Origin of the sequence: Klebsiella sp. C349492 (genome assembly GCF_042055345.1) — a bacterium.
In the GTDB taxonomy this organism is placed as follows: Bacteria; Pseudomonadota; Gammaproteobacteria; order Enterobacterales; family Enterobacteriaceae; genus Klebsiella; species Klebsiella scottii.
Genome location: NZ_JANQCE010000008.1, coordinates 96,464 through 113,607, shown reverse-complemented (window position 1 = coordinate 113,607; position 17,144 = coordinate 96,464). Strand labels below are relative to the sequence as shown.

The 17,144-nt window shown below is 55.9% G+C and carries 11 protein-coding genes; 10 read left to right on the top strand and 1 reads right to left on the bottom strand.

Annotated elements, in window-relative coordinates; all coding sequences use genetic code 11:
• Positions 1–368 precede the first annotated feature (368 nt).
• Entirely contained in the window at positions 369–1,742 is a 1,374-nt protein-coding gene (aroP, locus tag NWP14_RS24130) for an aromatic amino acid transporter AroP (protein ID WP_095103746.1), read from the bottom strand.
• A gap of 643 nt (positions 1,743–2,385) precedes the next feature.
• On the opposite strand from aroP, the gene pdhR reads away from it, so the two are divergent.
• The 10 genes from pdhR to NWP14_RS24080 all read left to right on the top strand — a co-directional run bounded on the left by pdhR (position 2,386) and on the right by NWP14_RS24080 (position 17,066).
• On the top strand, positions 2,386–3,165 hold the full coding sequence (gene pdhR, locus NWP14_RS24125; protein ID WP_041144071.1) for a pyruvate dehydrogenase complex transcriptional repressor PdhR: 780 nt from the start codon (positions 2,386–2,388) through the stop codon (positions 3,163–3,165).
• 241 nt (positions 3,166–3,406) lie between these two features.
• Positions 3,407–6,070 carry a pyruvate dehydrogenase (acetyl-transferring), homodimeric type gene (aceE, locus tag NWP14_RS24120; protein WP_095103744.1) on the top strand — a complete coding sequence of 888 codons (2,664 nt, stop codon included), beginning with the start codon at positions 3,407–3,409 and terminating at the stop codon, positions 6,068–6,070.
• 14 nt (positions 6,071–6,084) lie between these two features.
• A complete protein-coding gene (gene aceF, locus NWP14_RS24115) occupies positions 6,085–7,977 on the top strand; it encodes a pyruvate dehydrogenase complex dihydrolipoyllysine-residue acetyltransferase (RefSeq protein ID WP_375216116.1) in 1,893 nt (630 codons plus the stop codon).
• Between the two features lie 325 nt (positions 7,978–8,302).
• Positions 8,303–9,727, top strand: coding sequence for a dihydrolipoyl dehydrogenase (gene lpdA, locus NWP14_RS24110; RefSeq protein ID WP_095103739.1), 1,425 nt, complete (start codon positions 8,303–8,305; stop codon positions 9,725–9,727).
• A 162-nt stretch (positions 9,728–9,889) separates the two neighbouring features.
• Positions 9,890–10,174 carry a hypothetical protein gene (locus NWP14_RS24105; RefSeq protein WP_095103737.1) on the top strand — a complete coding sequence of 95 codons (285 nt, stop codon included), beginning with the start codon at positions 9,890–9,892 and terminating at the stop codon, positions 10,172–10,174.
• A gap of 366 nt (positions 10,175–10,540) precedes the next feature.
• Positions 10,541–13,138, top strand: a complete 2,598-nt coding sequence (acnB, locus tag NWP14_RS24100) for a bifunctional aconitate hydratase 2/2-methylisocitrate dehydratase (protein ID WP_346430392.1) — start codon at positions 10,541–10,543, stop codon at positions 13,136–13,138.
• 184 nt (positions 13,139–13,322) lie between these two features.
• A complete protein-coding gene (yacL, locus tag NWP14_RS24095) occupies positions 13,323–13,685 on the top strand; it encodes a protein YacL (RefSeq protein ID WP_095103735.1) in 363 nt (120 codons plus the stop codon).
• A gap of 174 nt (positions 13,686–13,859) precedes the next feature.
• A complete protein-coding gene (locus NWP14_RS24090; RefSeq protein WP_095103733.1) occupies positions 13,860–14,822 on the top strand; it encodes a 2-keto-3-deoxygluconate permease in 963 nt (320 codons plus the stop codon).
• The gene (locus NWP14_RS24085) at positions 14,819–16,093 is read left to right on the top strand and encodes a four-carbon acid sugar kinase family protein (RefSeq protein ID WP_095103732.1); all 1,275 of its coding nucleotides are present in this window, start codon (positions 14,819–14,821) and stop codon (positions 16,091–16,093) included. The genes NWP14_RS24090 and NWP14_RS24085 overlap by 4 nt, the downstream gene beginning before the upstream one ends.
• On the top strand, positions 16,053–17,066 hold the full coding sequence (locus tag NWP14_RS24080; protein WP_095103731.1) for a D-threonate 4-phosphate dehydrogenase: 1,014 nt from the start codon (positions 16,053–16,055) through the stop codon (positions 17,064–17,066). The genes NWP14_RS24085 and NWP14_RS24080 overlap by 41 nt, the downstream gene beginning before the upstream one ends.
• The last annotated feature ends 78 nt before the right edge of the window (positions 17,067–17,144 follow it).

Genomic DNA, 17,144 nt, shown 5'->3' with positions numbered 1-17,144 from the left:
CCCCCGCCCGTCAGCGGGCGCGGCGCAGGCGGGATGTCGAAATCAGGCATCCCGTTTTCTTGCCAGGCGATGCGCTTCAGCCGTTAGGATCGTACCGCGGGTTCGGTGGCGTTCCGCGCGATACGCCAGTACGTCTTCCCTTTTTCTCTCCACCTGCCGGTTAGCGGCTATCGCATGCAAGCGCGAATATGCGGCGCTGGAACATTCCCTGCGCAGCGAGACGCGCCCATGATGGGGTCAGCGTGTTGTGAAATGCGTTGCGGTATCGGTTGGCGATATGGAAAAACGACTGATTAGGGGGAAGGGGGAGGCGGGTAACAGGGCTCTGCGCCCGCTAAGATGCGGCGGGCACAGAGTTTAACGATGTATTAATGTGCTTTTACGGCGCTGGCGCTTCTCTGTTTGAACAGGTAGCCGACGCCGAGAACGGCAATCCACACCGGGATCAGGTAGACGGAGATGGCCATGCCCGGGGTGATCAGCATGATGACCAGTACCGCGACCATGAACAGCAGGCAGATCCAGTTACCGAGCGGATAGAACAGCGCCGGGAAGCGGGTAACCACGCCCTGCTGCTGTTTTGCCCGACGGAACTTAATGTGCGCCAGGCTGATCATTGCCCAGTTAATGACGAGGGCAGAAACAACCAGCGCCATCAGCAGACCAAACGCCGATTCCGGCGCGAGATAGTTAATCAGCACGCACAGCGCGGTCACCACGGCGGAAACCAGAATGGTGTTCACCGGCACGCCGCGCTTGTCGACGTTCATCAGCGCTTTCGGCGCGTTACCCTGCTGGGCAAGACCAAACAGCATTCGGCTGTTGCAGTAAACGCAGCTGTTATACACCGACAGCGCGGCGGTCAGCACCACCACGTTGAGCGCGTTAGCAACGAAGGTATCTCCCAGTTCGTGGAAGATCAGCACAAACGGGCTGGTATCTGCGGTTACGCGCGTCCACGGCAGCAGAGAGAGCAGTACCGCCAGCGAGCCCACGTAGAAAATCAGAATACGGTAGATAACCTGATTGGTGGCTTTGGGAATGCTCTGCTCCGGGTTATCCGCTTCTGCCGCGGTGATCCCGACCAGCTCCAGGCCGCCAAACGAGAACATGATGATGGCCATCATCATGACCAGCCCGGTGAAGCCGTGCGGCAGGAAGCCGCCCTGATCCCACAGGTTGCGGACGGTTGCCTGCGGGCCGCCGTTGCCGCTGAACAGCAGCCAGCCGCCGAACAGAATCATCGCCACAACGGCAACGACTTTAATAATGGCGAACCAGAACTCCATCTCGCCGAATACCTTCACGTTGGTGAGGTTGATGGCGTTAATGGCAACGAAGAAGATCGCCGCAGAGACCCAGGTCGGGATCTCCGGCCACCAGAACTGGACGTATTTTCCGACCGCTGTCAGCTCGGCCATCGCGACCAGAACGTACAGCACCCAGTAGTTCCAGCCGGAGGCAAAGCCGGCAAACCCGCCCCAGTACTTGTAGGCGAAATGACTGAATGAACCTGCCACCGGCTCTTCTACAACCATCTCACCGAGCTGGCGCATAATCAGAAAAGCAATAAAACCGGCGATGGCATAGCCAAGGATAATGCCGGGACCTGCCGACTGGATAACGGACGCGCTGCCCAGAAACAGGCCGGTACCGATAGCGCCGCCCAGAGCAATAAGCTGTATATGGCGGTTTTTCAGGCCGCGCTTTAGCCGATCGCCTTGCTGTTGACCTTCCATCATGAAACCTCGTGTGTGGTTATTTTGCGTTTACGCTTCATCCTTCAGGCTGTTGCTTTATTGTCGGTCCCTGCCAGATAGCATAGCTATCTCTATTCCAGAGAGTTTAAGACCAGCCTTGTTCTGCGTGATTCAGCGTCGACATTATTGTGTTGTGTAATTATGAAATTCCGTTTCTGTATTAATTTCTTTACGCAAGGCGGAATATAAAATCACTAAAAGGCCTTTTGTATCATGGAGAATAGTGATAAGTGCGGGCGAATGCACCTGCTTTATGAAGGGGTGATGACGAAGCGAACAAAAAGAAACCATTTGTAAACGGGGCGGCAATTAGCCTCTTTAACCCTTAATGACTAATTACGCAGTAAAAGTGAATTTAAAAACGATTTTTTGACTGTTGAATCGGTTCAGATGGCGTATTTTTCGTTTCATAAAAGTTAACGCTACCTCCAACGTGGTAAAGACATCATTTGTGAGAAGTTACAATTCTGAAATGTTATTTCTGTAAGGTTGTTAAAATGTGCCTGCTTTACTGATTTCAATCAAAACCTGTATGGACAGAAGGTGAATACTTTGTTACTTTACCGCTACGAACTGCGAATTGGTAAGACCAATTGACTACGGGCTAATGGCAGAGACAGGGAATATGGCCTACAGCAAAATCCGCCAACCAAAACTATCTGATGTGATAGAGCAGCAGCTTGAGTTTTTAATCCTTGAGGGGACGTTGCGCCCCGGTGAAAAACTCCCGCCTGAACGCGAACTGGCTAAACAGTTCGACGTTTCCCGTCCCTCGCTGCGTGAGGCGATTCAACGCCTCGAAGCCAAGGGCCTGTTGCTTCGTCGCCAGGGCGGTGGAACTTTTGTACAGAGCAGCCTGTGGCAGAGCTTCAGCGACCCGCTGGTAGAGCTCCTGTCCGATCACCCTGAATCCCAATTCGACCTGCTGGAAACCCGTCACGCGCTTGAAGGCATCGCGGCTTATTACGCGGCGCTGCGCAGCAATGATGCTGACCGCGAACGCATTCGCGAGCTGCATCAGGCCATTGAGCGGGCCCAGCAGTCCGGCGATCTTGACGCCGAATCCGATGCCGTCGTCCAGTATCAAATTGCCGTCACCGAAGCGGCGCATAATGTTGTGCTGCTGCATCTGCTACGCTGCATGGAGCCGATGCTGGAGCAAAACGTTCGCCAGAACTTTGAATTGTTGTACGCCCGTCGGGAAATGCTCCCGCAGGTCAGCAATCATCGCACTCGTATTTTCGAGGCGATAATCGCCGGGGAGCCGGAGCAGGCGCGTGAAGCGTCGCATCGACACCTGGCGTTCATTGAGGAAATTTTGCTGGATCGTAGCCGTGAGGAGAGTCGTCGAGAACGCTCACTGCGTCGTTTACAGCAACGGAAGGATGAGAACTCCGGTTCTTAAGCGCCATTTTTTAGAGCGCGGCAACTAAACGCAGAACCTGTCTTATTGTGCTTTTGGTTGTTCAAATAGTTCGGGTTATATCGCGGCGGCAAGCGCGTGAATCCCCGGGAGCATAGCTAACTATGTGACCGGGGTGAGGAAGCGCAGCCAACAAAGAGATAACCTGAAATATGAAGAACAAAGAGTGCAATGGGACAGGTTCCAGATTAATCAACGATTAGATAGATAAGGAATACCCCCCATGTCAGAACGTTTACCAAATGACGTGGATCCGATCGAAACTCGCGACTGGCTACAGGCGATCGAATCGGTCATCCGTGAAGAAGGTGTTGAGCGCGCTCAGTATCTGATTGACCAACTCCTTTCTGAAGCCCGCAAAGGCGGGGTGAAGGTTGCTGCTGGCACATCTACTGGCAGTTACGTCAACACTATTGCCGTTGAAGATGAACCGGAATACCCGGGGAATCTGGATCTGGAACGTCGAATTCGTTCTGCGATTCGCTGGAACGCCATCATGACCGTTCTGCGCGCATCGAAAAAGGATCTTGAGCTGGGCGGCCACATGGCTTCCTTCCAGTCCTCCGCGACCTTCTATGAAGTGTGCTTCAACCACTTCTTCCGTGCGCGCAACGAGCAGGATGGCGGCGACCTGGTTTACTTCCAGGGCCACATCTCTCCGGGCGTATACGCACGTGCGTTCCTGGAAGGTCGTCTGACTGAAGAGCAGATGAACAACTTCCGTCAGGAAGTTCATGGCAAAGGCCTCTCTTCCTACCCGCACCCGAAACTGATGCCGACCTTCTGGCAGTTCCCGACCGTATCAATGGGTCTGGGCCCAATCGGTGCAATCTACCAGGCTAAATTCCTGAAATATCTGGAACACCGTGGCCTGAAAGATACCTCCAAACAAACCGTTTACGCTTTCCTGGGCGACGGCGAGATGGACGAGCCGGAATCTAAAGGCGCCATCACCATCGCGACCCGTGAAAAACTGGATAACCTGGTCTTCGTCATCAACTGCAACCTGCAGCGTCTGGACGGTCCGGTCACCGGTAACGGCAAAATCATTAACGAACTGGAAGGCATTTTTGCCGGTGCTGGCTGGAACGTTATTAAGGTTATCTGGGGCGGTCGCTGGGATGAGCTGCTGCGTAAAGACACCAGCGGTAAGCTGATTCAGCTGATGAACGAAACCGTTGATGGCGACTACCAGACCTTCAAATCCAAAGACGGTGCCTACGTTCGCGAGCACTTCTTCGGTAAATATCCGGAAACCGCAGCGCTGGTTGCCGACTGGACTGACGAGCAGATCTGGGCCCTGAACCGCGGTGGTCACGATCCGAAGAAAGTCTTCGCTGCACTGAAAAAAGCGCAGGAAACAACTGGCAAAGCCACCGTCATCCTGGCCCATACCATCAAAGGTTACGGCATGGGTGATACCGCTGAAGGTAAAAACATCGCTCACCAGGTTAAGAAAATGAACATGGACGGCGTACGCTACGTCCGCGATCGTTTCAACGTGCCGGTTGCCGATGCTGATATCGAAAAACTGCCGTACGTTACCTTCCCGGAAGGTTCCGAAGAGCATACCTATCTGCACGCTCAGCGTGAGAAACTCCACGGCTACCTGCCAAGCCGTCAGCCTAACTTCGATGAGAAGCTGGAGCTGCCGACCCTGGAAGATTTCGGTCCGCTGCTGGAAGAGCAGAACAAAGAAATTTCTACCACCATCGCCTTCGTTCGCGCCCTGAACGTGATGCTGAAGAACAAGTCCATTAAAGACCGCCTGGTGCCGATCATCGCCGATGAAGCGCGTACCTTTGGTATGGAAGGCCTGTTCCGTCAAATTGGTATCTACAGCCCGAACGGCCAGCAGTACACCCCGCAGGACCGTGAGCAGGTTGCTTACTATAAAGAAGACGAGAAAGGTCAGATCCTGCAGGAAGGTATCAACGAACTGGGTGCCGGCGCATCCTGGCTGGCTGCTGCGACCTCTTACAGCACCAACAACCTGCCGATGATCCCGTTCTACATCTACTACTCCATGTTCGGGTTCCAGCGTATCGGCGACCTGTGCTGGCAGGCAGGCGACCAGCAGGCTCGCGGCTTCCTGGTAGGTGGGACTTCCGGTCGTACCACGCTGAACGGCGAAGGTCTGCAGCACGAAGATGGTCACAGCCATATTCAGTCTCTGACTATCCCGAACTGTATCTCTTACGATCCGTCTTACGCGTACGAAGTTGCCGTCATCATGCACGATGGCCTGGAGCGTATGTACGGTGAGAAACAAGAGAACGTTTACTACTACATCACCACGCTGAACGAAAACTACCACATGCCGGCAATGCCGGAAGGTGCTGAGGAAGGTATCCGTAAAGGTATCTACAAACTCGACACTCTCGAAGGTAGCAAAGGTAAAGTTCAGCTGCTGGGTTCCGGTTCTATCCTGCGTCACGTGCGTGAAGCAGCAGAGATTCTGGCGAAAGACTACGGCGTAGGTTCTGACGTATACAGCGTAACTTCCTTCACTGAGCTGGCGCGCGATGGTCAGGACTGTGAGCGTTGGAACATGCTGCACCCGCTGGAAACCCCGCGTGTACCGTACATCGCTCAGGTGATGAACGACGCACCGGCCGTGGCTTCTACCGACTATATGAAACTGTTCGCCGAGCAGGTTCGTACCTATGTACCGGCTGATGATTACCGCGTACTGGGTACCGACGGCTTCGGTCGCTCTGACAGCCGTGAAAACCTGCGTCACCACTTCGAAGTAGATGCTTCCTACGTGGTTGTTGCGGCGCTGGGCGAACTGGCTAAACGTGGTGAAATCGATAAGAAAGTTGTGGCTGAAGCAATCGCCAAATTTAACATCGATGCAGATAAAGTTAACCCGCGTCTGGCGTAAGAGGTAAGAGAATAATGGCTATCGAAATCAATGTACCGGACATCGGGGCTGATGAAGTTGAAATCACCGAAATCCTGGTCAAAGTTGGCGACAAAGTTGAAGCTGAACAGTCGCTGATCACCGTAGAGGGCGACAAAGCCTCTATGGAAGTCCCGTCTCCGCAGGCTGGCGTTGTTAAAGAGATCAAAGTCTCTGTTGGCGACAAAACCGAGACCGGTAAACTTATCATGATTTTCGATTCCGCCGATGGTGCAGCAGCCGCTGCACCTGCGCAGGAAGAGAAAGCAGCAGCGCCAGCTCCGGCCGCTGCACCGGCTGCGGCCGCGGCGAAAGACGTGCACGTGCCTGATATCGGCGGCGACGAAGTTGAAGTCACCGAGATCATGGTTAAAGTGGGCGACACCGTCACGGCTGAACAGTCCCTGATTACCGTTGAAGGCGACAAAGCGTCGATGGAAGTCCCGGCACCGTTCGCGGGTACCGTGAAAGAGATCAAAATCAACGCCGGCGACAAAGTCTCCACCGGCTCGCTGATTATGGTCTTCGAAGTGGCGGGTGCGGCACCTGCTGCGGCACCGGCGCAGGCTGCTGCTCCGGCAGCGGCGTCTGCACCAGCGGCTTCCGGTTCTAAAGAAGTGAATGTACCGGATATCGGCGGCGACGAAGTTGAAGTGACCGAAGTGATGGTGAAAGTGGGCGACAAAGTTGCCGCTGAACAGTCACTGATCACCGTTGAGGGCGACAAGGCCTCGATGGAAGTTCCGGCTCCGTTCGCGGGCACCGTGAAAGAGATCAAAATCAGCACCGGCGATAAAGTTTCCACCGGCTCGCTGATTATGGTCTTCGAAGTTGAAGGCGCGGCGCCTGCTGCGGCTCCGGCGGCAGCTGCTCCGGCACCTGCAGCGGCTGCACCGGCTCCGGCTGCGAAAGCGGCGGCCCCTGCGGCGAAAGCTGAAGGCAAATCCGAGTTCGCTGAGAACGATGCCTACGTCCATGCGACTCCGCTGATCCGCCGCCTGGCACGCGAATTTGGCGTGAACCTGGCGAAAGTGAAAGGCTCCGGTCGTAAAGGCCGCATCCTGCGCGAAGACGTCCAGGCCTACGTGAAAGATGCCGTTAAGCGCGCTGAGTCTGCGCCTGCTGCCGCTACCGGCGGCGGTATCCCGGGCATGCTGCCGTGGCCGAAAGTGGACTTCAGCAAGTTTGGTGAAGTTGAAGAAGTCGAGCTGGGCCGTATCCAGAAAATCTCTGGTGCTAACCTGAGCCGTAACTGGGTGATGATCCCGCACGTTACGCACTTCGACAAAACCGACATCACTGACCTGGAAGCGTTCCGTAAGCAGCAGAACGCGGAAGCTGAGAAGCGTAAGCTGGACGTGAAATTCACTCCGGTGGTCTTCATCATGAAAGCGGTTGCCGCTGCGCTTGAGCAGATGCCTCGCTTCAACAGCTCCCTGTCCGAAGATGCGCAGCGTCTGACGCTGAAAAAGTACATCAACATCGGTGTTGCGGTTGATACGCCTAATGGTCTGGTTGTTCCGGTCTTCAAAGACGTGAACAAGAAGAGCATTACCGAGCTGTCTCGTGAACTGACTGTGATCTCTAAGAAAGCGCGTGACGGTAAGCTGACGGCTGGCGAAATGCAGGGCGGTTGCTTTACCATCTCCAGCATCGGCGGCCTGGGTACCACCCACTTCGCGCCGATTGTGAACGCGCCGGAAGTGGCTATCCTCGGTGTGTCCAAATCCGCGATGGAACCGGTGTGGAATGGTAAAGAGTTCGTTCCGCGTCTGATGATGCCGATCTCTCTGTCCTTCGACCACCGCGTAATCGACGGTGCTGATGGTGCTCGCTTTATTACCATCATCAACAACACCCTGAGCGATATTCGCCGCCTGGTGATGTAAGCGAAAAGCCGGCCTGACGGCCGGCTTTTTTCTGGTAACCTCCCGTGCGTTTTGAGGTTATCGGCAATAAAGGACAAAATCGTTTGCCGTTTGTTGTTTCAAAATTGTTAACAATTTTGTAAAATGCAGGCGGATAGAACGTCCCGGTGGATATAAGGGTATTAATATACATGCCCTATGGATTTCTGGATGCAGCAAGGCAGCAAGCGCCAGAGTCCCCAGGAGCTTACTCAAGTAAGTGACTGGGGTGAAGGCGTGAAGCTAACGCAGTTGCGGCCTGAAAGACGACGGGTATGACCGCCGGATACTAACTACAGAGGTCATGATGAGTACTGAAATCAAAACTCAGGTCGTGGTACTTGGGGCTGGTCCCGCAGGTTATTCTGCTGCCTTCCGTTGCGCTGACTTAGGTCTGGAAACCGTCATCGTCGAACGTTACAGCACCCTGGGCGGTGTTTGTCTGAACGTCGGCTGTATCCCTTCTAAAGCACTGCTGCACGTCGCTAAAGTTATCGAAGAAGCGAAAGCTCTGGCCGAACACGGCATTGTTTTCGGCGAGCCGAAAACCGATATCGACAAAATTCGTACCTGGAAAGAGAAAGTTATCACCCAACTGACCGGCGGTCTGGCCGGTATGGCCAAAGGCCGTAAAGTGAAAGTGGTAAACGGTCTGGGTAAATTTACCGGGGCTAACACCCTGGAAGTTGAAGGCGAAAACGGCAAAACCGTGATCAACTTCGACAACGCGATCATCGCGGCGGGTTCCCGTCCGATCGAACTGCCGTTCATTCCGCATGAAGATCCGCGCGTATGGGACTCCACCGACGCCCTCGAACTGAAATCCGTACCGAAACGCCTGCTGGTTATGGGTGGCGGTATCATCGGTCTGGAAATGGGTACCGTTTACCATGCGCTGGGTTCAGAGATTGACGTGGTTGAAATGTTCGACCAGGTTATCCCGGCTGCCGATAAAGACGTGGTGAAAGTCTTCACTAAACGCATCAGCAAGAAGTTCAACCTGATGCTGGAAACGAAAGTGACCGCCGTTGAAGCAAAAGAAGACGGTATCTATGTTTCCATGGAAGGCAAAAAAGCCCCGGCTGAAGCGCAGCGTTACGACGCCGTGCTGGTGGCTATCGGCCGCGTGCCGAACGGTAAAAACCTCGATGCAGGCAAAGCCGGCGTTGAAGTTGACGACCGCGGCTTTATCCGCGTTGATAAGCAGCTGCGTACCAACGTACCGCACATCTTCGCTATCGGCGATATCGTGGGTCAGCCGATGCTGGCGCACAAAGGTGTTCACGAAGGTCACGTTGCCGCAGAAGTTATTTCTGGCCTGAAGCACTACTTCGACCCGAAAGTGATCCCGTCAATCGCCTATACCGAACCAGAAGTTGCCTGGGTTGGTCTGACCGAGAAAGAAGCGAAAGAAAAAGGCATCAGCTACGAAACCGCCACCTTCCCGTGGGCAGCATCCGGCCGTGCGATCGCTTCCGATTGTGCAGACGGTATGACTAAACTGATCTTCGACAAAGAGACCCACCGTGTTATCGGCGGCGCGATTGTCGGCACCAACGGCGGCGAGCTGCTGGGTGAGATCGGTCTGGCTATCGAAATGGGCTGTGACGCAGAAGACATCGCTCTGACCATCCACGCGCACCCGACTCTGCACGAGTCCGTTGGCCTGGCGGCAGAAGTCTTCGAAGGTAGCATCACCGACCTGCCGAACGCGAAAGCGAAGAAAAAGTAAGTTTTTCTTTCCGGCAAAAAGCATAAGCGGCTCTGTGAGCCGCTTTTTTTATGCCTGATGTTTAGAACTGTGTCTGCGTTCATAACCTGCTACAGGTTATAGATACTTTGACAATAATTACGAAGTAAACTTATAGCTGGTTAATTATTAGTGGGGTGGGTTATGAAACGCTTTTTAACAACGACGTTGTTAGCCGCAACGCTGGCATCCGGTATGGCCTGTGCCGCCGATCCTTCCATTCCGTGGGCTGACAACAGCGGCGGCACGGAAAATACGCATATCGCCGCTATGGGGCAGAACCTGAATACGCAGCACCAGCAGATCAGCAAAACGAGTGAAGGCGTATGGGCGGCGAACTCGGGCAGCATCCAGAGTGATGAAGCTGCGTTGAGCAGCACTAAGCCGGCATTTAGCGGCTATCCGCAGCTGATGCCGCATCAGGGCTAAAATCGCTTCAGCTTCTCAGATGCCCGGCACAGGATGAGGCGCCGGGCATGTTTTATGCCTTTTCCCCTGAAAGGGCGCGCCAGCCGCACGACGGGATGAGGCGGCTGATTTTGCCGGAATATTGCCCAGCCGGCGGCAGCGGCGTGAAATTTATATACCGGGAAACCGGTGTAAAGACTGCAAAATCCTGCCCTTAACGATTCAGCTAATTTTTAATGTTGCTTTTTTGTAAACAGATTAACACCTCCCTAAAATCCTGCTATGCTGCCGACGCGGTATCGGGCATTTACCCTACAAACTGCTGTCTCACAGGAGCGTGAAGAGAATCGCCTGCCGCATTTTACAATGAGAGCGAGGAGAACCGTCGTGCTAGAAGAATACCGTAAGCACGTAGCTGAGCGTGCAGCCGTTGGGATTGTTGCCAAACCCTTAGATGCAACCCAAATGGCCGCGCTGGTAGAACTGCTGAAAAACCCGCCAGCGGGTGAAGAAGAATTCCTGTTAGACCTGTTAATTAACCGCGTACCGCCGGGCGTCGACGAAGCCGCCTACGTTAAAGCCGGATTCCTTGCCGCCATCACCAAAGGTGAAGCGACCTCCCCACTGGTTAGCCCTGAAAAAGCCGTCGAACTGCTGGGCACCATGCAGGGCGGTTACAACATTCATCCGCTGATTGACGCGCTGGACGATGCTAAACTGGCTCCGATTGCCGCGAAAGCGCTGTCCCATACGCTGCTGATGTTTGATAACTTCTATGATGTAGAAGAGAAAGCGAAAGCAGGTAACGAATACGCTAAACAGGTGATGCAATCCTGGGCCGACGGCGAGTGGTTCCTGAGCCGCCCGCCGCTGGCGGAAAAAATCACCGTGACCGTTTTCAAAGTTACCGGTGAAACCAACACCGATGACCTCTCCCCGGCGCCGGACGCCTGGTCCCGCCCGGATATCCCGCTGCACGCGCTGGCGATGCTGAAAAACGCCCGTGAAGGTATCGAACCGGATCAGCCGGGCTCGGTTGGCCCGATCAAGCAAATTGAAGCGCTGCAGAAAAAAGGTTTCCCTCTGGCCTACGTTGGCGACGTTGTCGGTACCGGCTCTTCGCGTAAATCCGCCACCAACTCGGTGCTGTGGTTTATGGGCGACGATATCCCGAACGTGCCGAACAAGCGCGGCGGTGGCCTGGTTCTCGGCGGAAAAATCGCCCCTATTTTCTTCAACACTATGGAAGATGCGGGCGCGCTGCCGATTGAAGTTGACGTCAACGACCTGAACATGGGCGACGTTATCGACGTTTACCCGTTCAAAGGTGAAGTGCGTCATCACGAAACCAACGAACTGCTGGCGACCTTCGAGCTGAAGACCGACGTGCTGATCGATGAAGTCCGCGCCGGTGGCCGTATTCCGCTGATTATCGGCCGTGGCCTGACTACCCGCGCGCGTGATGCGCTGGGCCTGCCGCATAGCGACGTTTTCCGTCACGCGAAAGACGTTGCCGAAAGCACCAGCGGCTTCTCGCTGGCGCAAAAAATGGTTGGCCGCGCCTGCGGCGTAGCCGGTGTTCGTCCCGGCGCCTACTGCGAGCCGAAGATGACCTCCGTTGGCTCCCAGGATACCACCGGTCCGATGACCCGCGATGAGCTGAAAGACCTGGCGTGCCTCGGCTTCTCCGCCGACCTGGTGATGCAGTCCTTCTGCCATACCGCGGCCTATCCGAAGCCGGTCGACGTGACCACGCACCATACTCTGCCGGACTTCATTATGAACCGCGGCGGCGTCTCCCTGCGTCCGGGTGATGGCGTTATCCACTCCTGGCTGAACCGTATGCTGCTGCCGGATACCGTCGGTACCGGCGGTGACTCCCACACCCGTTTCCCGATCGGTATCTCCTTCCCGGCGGGCTCTGGTCTGGTGGCGTTTGCCGCCGCAACCGGCGTGATGCCGCTGGATATGCCGGAATCCGTACTGGTCCGCTTCAAAGGTAAAATGCAGCCGGGGATCACTCTGCGCGATCTGGTTCACGCCATCCCGCTGTACGCTATCAAGCAGGGCCTGCTGACCGTTGAGAAGAAAGGTAAGAAAAACATCTTCTCCGGACGCATTCTGGAAATCGAAGGCCTGCCGGACCTGAAGGTTGAGCAGGCGTTTGAGCTGACCGATGCCTCCGCTGAGCGTTCTGCAGCCGGCTGTACCATCAAGCTGAGCCAGGAGCCGATCGTTGAGTATCTGAACTCCAACATCGTTCTGCTGAAGTGGATGATTGCCGAAGGGTATGGCGATCGCCGTACCCTGGAGCGTCGCGTTCAGGGGATGGAAAAATGGCTGGCGGACCCTCAGCTGCTCGAAGCCGATGCGGATGCGGAATATGCCGCGGTTATCGACATCGACCTGGCGGATATCAAAGAGCCGATCCTCTGCGCGCCGAACGATCCGGACGATGCTCGTCTGCTGTCCGACGTTCAGGGGGAGAAGATCGACGAAGTCTTTATCGGCTCCTGTATGACCAACATCGGCCACTTCCGCGCGGCAGGTAAGCTGCTGGATAGCCATAAAGGCCAGCTGCCGACCCGCCTGTGGGTGGCTCCGCCAACCCGCATGGATGCGGCTCAGCTGACCGAAGAAGGTTACTACAGCGTATTTGGTAAGAGCGGCGCGCGTATCGAAATTCCGGGCTGCTCCCTGTGCATGGGTAACCAGGCGCGCGTAGCCGACGGTGCGACGGTGGTTTCCACCTCAACCCGTAACTTCCCGAACCGTTTGGGGACCGGCGCGAACGTCTACCTGGCTTCTGCTGAGCTGGCGGCCGTGGCTTCACTGCTTGGCAAGCTGCCGACGCCGGAAGAGTACCAGACCTTCGTTGCGCAGGTCGATCAGACGGCGGCGGATACCTACCGCTACCTGAACTTCAACCAGCTGGATCAGTACACTGATAAAGCGGATGGGGTTATTTTCCAGACGGCGGTGTAAGGTGACGCGTCAGCCCGCCTGACGAATTGCCTGTAAACTCTCCAGTGCCCGGTGAACATTGCATCACCGGGCATTTTTATTTCCAATCCTTCATCCGCCCGGCTTTTTTTCTTCCCCGGTACTGCGATAATTACGCTATGGGTACAGTGCAGCGTGACGCATTGCCCTTGCAGAGGAAGAGACTATGGATTACGAATTTCTGCGCGATATTACCGGAGTGGTAAAGGTGCGGATGGCGATGGGCCACGAGGTGGTGGGGCACTGGTTTAATGAAGAGGTGAAGGATAATCTCGCCCTGCTGGACGAAGTGGAACAGGCCGCGCGTACCGTAAAAGGCAGCGAGCGCTCCTGGCAGCGTGCCGGGCATGAGTACACGTTATGGTTAGACGGCGAAGAGGTGATGATCCGCGCTAACCAGCTGGAAATCTCCGGCGATGAAATTGAAGAAGGGATGAGCTACTACGACGAGGAGAGCTTCTCCCTCTGCGGCGTCGAAGACTTTTTGCAGGTCGTTGCCGCCTACCGTCGCTTCTTACAAGACCGCTAACCCCCCGGCAGCGCTCTTTTTGGCGCTGCCCGCACTCTCCTCCTTGATTACATTTAATCAAATAATCATTAAACGGCTTAACGTTGACCCGGAACTGCGATCTGACCCTTATTTTTCTTTTTATTGATTTAATATAATCACGTGTGATTATATTAAATCAATTCGGAGGGCGGTATGAAAATTAAAGCGACAATAGAAAAAATCCCCGGAGGGATGATGGTCGTCCCGCTTGTGCTGGGGGCTATGCTCAATACCTTCGCCCCCGAGGCGCTGCAGGTGGGGGGCTTTACCACGGCATTATTTAAGAACGGCGCCGCGCCGCTTATCGGGGCGTTTTTACTCTGCATGGGGGCGGGTATCCATATAAAAGCCGCCCCTAAATCTCTGTTGATTGGCGGCGGTATTACCTTCACTAAGTTCGTTGTGGCGGTAGCGCTTGGATTTACCGTCGAGACGTTTTTTGGCGTCGACGGTCTGTGGGGACTCTCCTCCGTCGCCATTATTGCCGCGATGAGCAACACTAACGGCGGCCTGTACGCCGCTCTGGCCGGCGAGTTTGGCAGCGAGAATGAGGTGGGGGCAACGCCGCTGATGTCTCTGAGCGACGGCCCGATACTGACGATGATCGCTCTGGGCGCGGCGGGTATGGCTAATATTCCGCTGATGTCGATCGTGGTGGTGCTGATCCCCATGCTTATCGGCATGCTGCTCGGCAATCTGGATGCGCAGATGCGCGAATTCCTCACTAAAGGCGGCCCGCTGCTGATCCCATTCTTTGCTTTTGCGCTAGGCGCCGGAATCGACCTGTCCATGCTGTTGAAGGGCGGGCTTGCCGGGATCCTGCTGGGCGCGCTGACCACCCTGGTGGGCGGTTTCTTCAATATTAAAGTCGATCGCCTGCTGGGCGGGACCGGTATTGCCGGCGCAGCGGCTTCCAGCACCGCTGGTAACGCCGTCGCCACGCCGATGGCGATTGCACAGGCGGACCCTGCGCTGGGCGCGATCGTGGCGGTGGCGACGCCGCTGGTGGCCACGTCGGTGATTGTGACCGCCCTCTTAACGCCAGCGCTGACGTCGTGGGTGGCGAAGCGTAACCAGCAGCAGGCGAAGATCGCCCTCGGGGAGAAACCGCAATGAAGATGATTGTTATCGCAGATGATTTTACCGGAGCAAATGATACAGGGGTCCAGCTGGCCAAAAAGGGCGCGCGCACTGAGGTCATGCTCGATGAACGACAGCAAGCGTCACGTAAGGCTGATGTCCTGGTGATAAATACCGAAAGCAGGGCGTTGGCGCCAGCTGAGGCGGCAGAGAAGGTGAGGGCGGCCGTCGCGCCCTGGTTTCGCGAGCGGGATAACCCGCCGCTGGTATACAAAAAGATAGACTCGACGTTCCGCGGTAACGTCGGCGCGGAGGTCGAAGCGGCAATGCAGGCCTGCGGGGCCAGGCTGGCCATCGTGGCGGCAGCGATCCCTGCGGCGGGCAGGGTAACGATGAACGGACAGTGTCTGGTACACGGCGTACCGCTCGTCGAAACAGAATTTGCCAGCGATCCAAAAACACCGATTATTTCTTCTCATATCAAGACATTGCTTGAATTGCAGACCGCCTGTCCGGTTTATGAGCTGGATCTGGCGACGGTACGTGGCGGTGGCTCAGGCGCCGAACTCCAGCGCTTAGGCGAGAGCGATGGTGGGATTGTGGTCGTTGATGCCGAAAATGATGGCGATTTAGCCCTGCTGGCCCAGGCGGTGGCCGGGCTTCACGACCGTTACCTGCTCGTTGGCGCGGCGGGTTTTGCTAACGCGCTGCCGGCAGGCTGCTATCTCAGCCCACGGCAGCAGCTGCCGGTGCTGGTAGTCGCCGGTTCGATGAGTGAAGCGACCCGGCAGCAAATTGTGTTTGCGGCGAAAGAGAGAGCGCTGGGGATTGTGGATATTGATGTCGAGGCGCTGCTGCAAACGGACAGCGATAGCATGAAGGAAAAGATCGTCCACCAGTCCACTGCCGTTTTGCGCGATCGTCAGCATTGTGTGCTGAGAACCAGCCGCGACGCCGATGCGCGCGGGATGATTGAGACGCTGTGCGAACGCTACCAGCTTTCACGCCAGCAGCTAGGAGACAGCATTAGCTCAGCGCTAGGCGATATCACGCTCGCCATCATCAACCGAGCGCAAATCGGGGGGCTGTTCCTCACGGGCGGAGATATTGCTATCGCCGTGGCGAGAGCGCTCGGCGCTGAGGGTTATCGCATCGACAGCGAGGTTGCGCCCTGCGTGCCCTGCGGAACGCTGGTTAACAGCGAAATTGACGATCTGCCGGTGATCACCAAAGCCGGCGGATTTGGCGGTGAAGCCACGCTTCGGGATGCACTTTATTTTATTGAGGAGATGTACAGTGACAAATAACGTAATTGCCGTCACGATGGGCGACCCGGCAGGCATCGGGCCCGAAATCATTATCAAATCTCTGGCCGAAGGCGAGCTTTCCGGCACGCCGGCAGTCGTGGTGGGATGTTTACAGACGCTACAGCGTCTGCAGGCGTCCGGCGTCACCCCGCCCGTAGAATTACGCCCGATAAAGCAGGTTTCCCAGGCGCGCTTTGCGCCGGGGATCGTTAACGTCATTGACGAACCCCTGAAAGAGCCTGCCATGCTCATACCGGGAAAAGTGCAGGCGCAGGCCGGCGACCTGGCTTACCGCTGCGTTAAGCGGGCCACCGAAATGGCGCTGGCGGGAGAGGTCTCCGCCATCGCGACCGCGCCGCTGAATAAAGAGGCGCTTCATCTGGCGGGGCACATGTATCCGGGCCATACGGAGCTGCTGGCCCGGCTGACGGACAGTCGCGATTATGCGATGGTGCTGTATACCGACAAGCTGAAGGTCATACACGTTTCGACGCATATTGCGCTGCGTAAATTCCTCGATACCCTGAACGGCGAGCGTATCAAAACGGTGATCTCGCTCGCCGACACTTTCCTAAGGCGCGTGGGGTTCAGCTCTCCGCGTATCGCGGTAGCCGGCGTTAATCCTCATGCCGGTGAAAACGGTCTTTTTGGCGATGAGGAGATTAATATTGTCGGCCCGGCGATAGCGCAGATGCAGCAGCGGGGAGTGGCCGTTTATGGCCCTTGCCCGCCGGATACCGTCTTTCTGCAGGCCTGGGAAGGGCAGTACGATATGGTGGTGGCGATGTACCACGATCAGGGGCATATTCCGTTGAAGCTGCTTGGCTTCTATGATGGCGTCAATATCACGGCCGGGCTGCCGTTTATCCGCACCTCAGCGGATCACGGCACCGCGTTTGATATTGCCTGGACAGGTAAAGCTAAGTCTGAGAGCATGGCGATCTCTATCCAGCTAGCCAGTCAGCTTGCTTAATTTATAGATCGTTATCCGGATTCATTCAGGTTGCACAAGGCGGCAGTCCGCGGTGCCTGAGGCGGTTACCCGCGCCGG

Coding starts and splice junctions, on each gene's coding strand:
- yacL (WP_095103735.1), top strand. CDS start 13,323: ATGGATTACGAATTTCTGCGCGATATTACCGGAGTGGTAAAGGTGCGG.
- aroP (WP_095103746.1), bottom strand. CDS start 1,742: ATGATGGAAGGTCAACAGCAAGGCGATCGGCTAAAGCGCGGCCTGAAA.
- aceE (WP_095103744.1), top strand. CDS start 3,407: ATGTCAGAACGTTTACCAAATGACGTGGATCCGATCGAAACTCGCGAC.
- NWP14_RS24080 (WP_095103731.1), top strand. CDS start 16,053: ATGCACTTTATTTTATTGAGGAGATGTACAGTGACAAATAACGTAATT.
- pdhR (WP_041144071.1), top strand. CDS start 2,386: ATGGCCTACAGCAAAATCCGCCAACCAAAACTATCTGATGTGATAGAG.
- lpdA (WP_095103739.1), top strand. CDS start 8,303: ATGAGTACTGAAATCAAAACTCAGGTCGTGGTACTTGGGGCTGGTCCC.
- NWP14_RS24105 (WP_095103737.1), top strand. CDS start 9,890: ATGAAACGCTTTTTAACAACGACGTTGTTAGCCGCAACGCTGGCATCC.
- aceF (WP_375216116.1), top strand. CDS start 6,085: ATGGCTATCGAAATCAATGTACCGGACATCGGGGCTGATGAAGTTGAA.
- NWP14_RS24090 (WP_095103733.1), top strand. CDS start 13,860: ATGAAAATTAAAGCGACAATAGAAAAAATCCCCGGAGGGATGATGGTC.
- NWP14_RS24085 (WP_095103732.1), top strand. CDS start 14,819: ATGAAGATGATTGTTATCGCAGATGATTTTACCGGAGCAAATGATACA.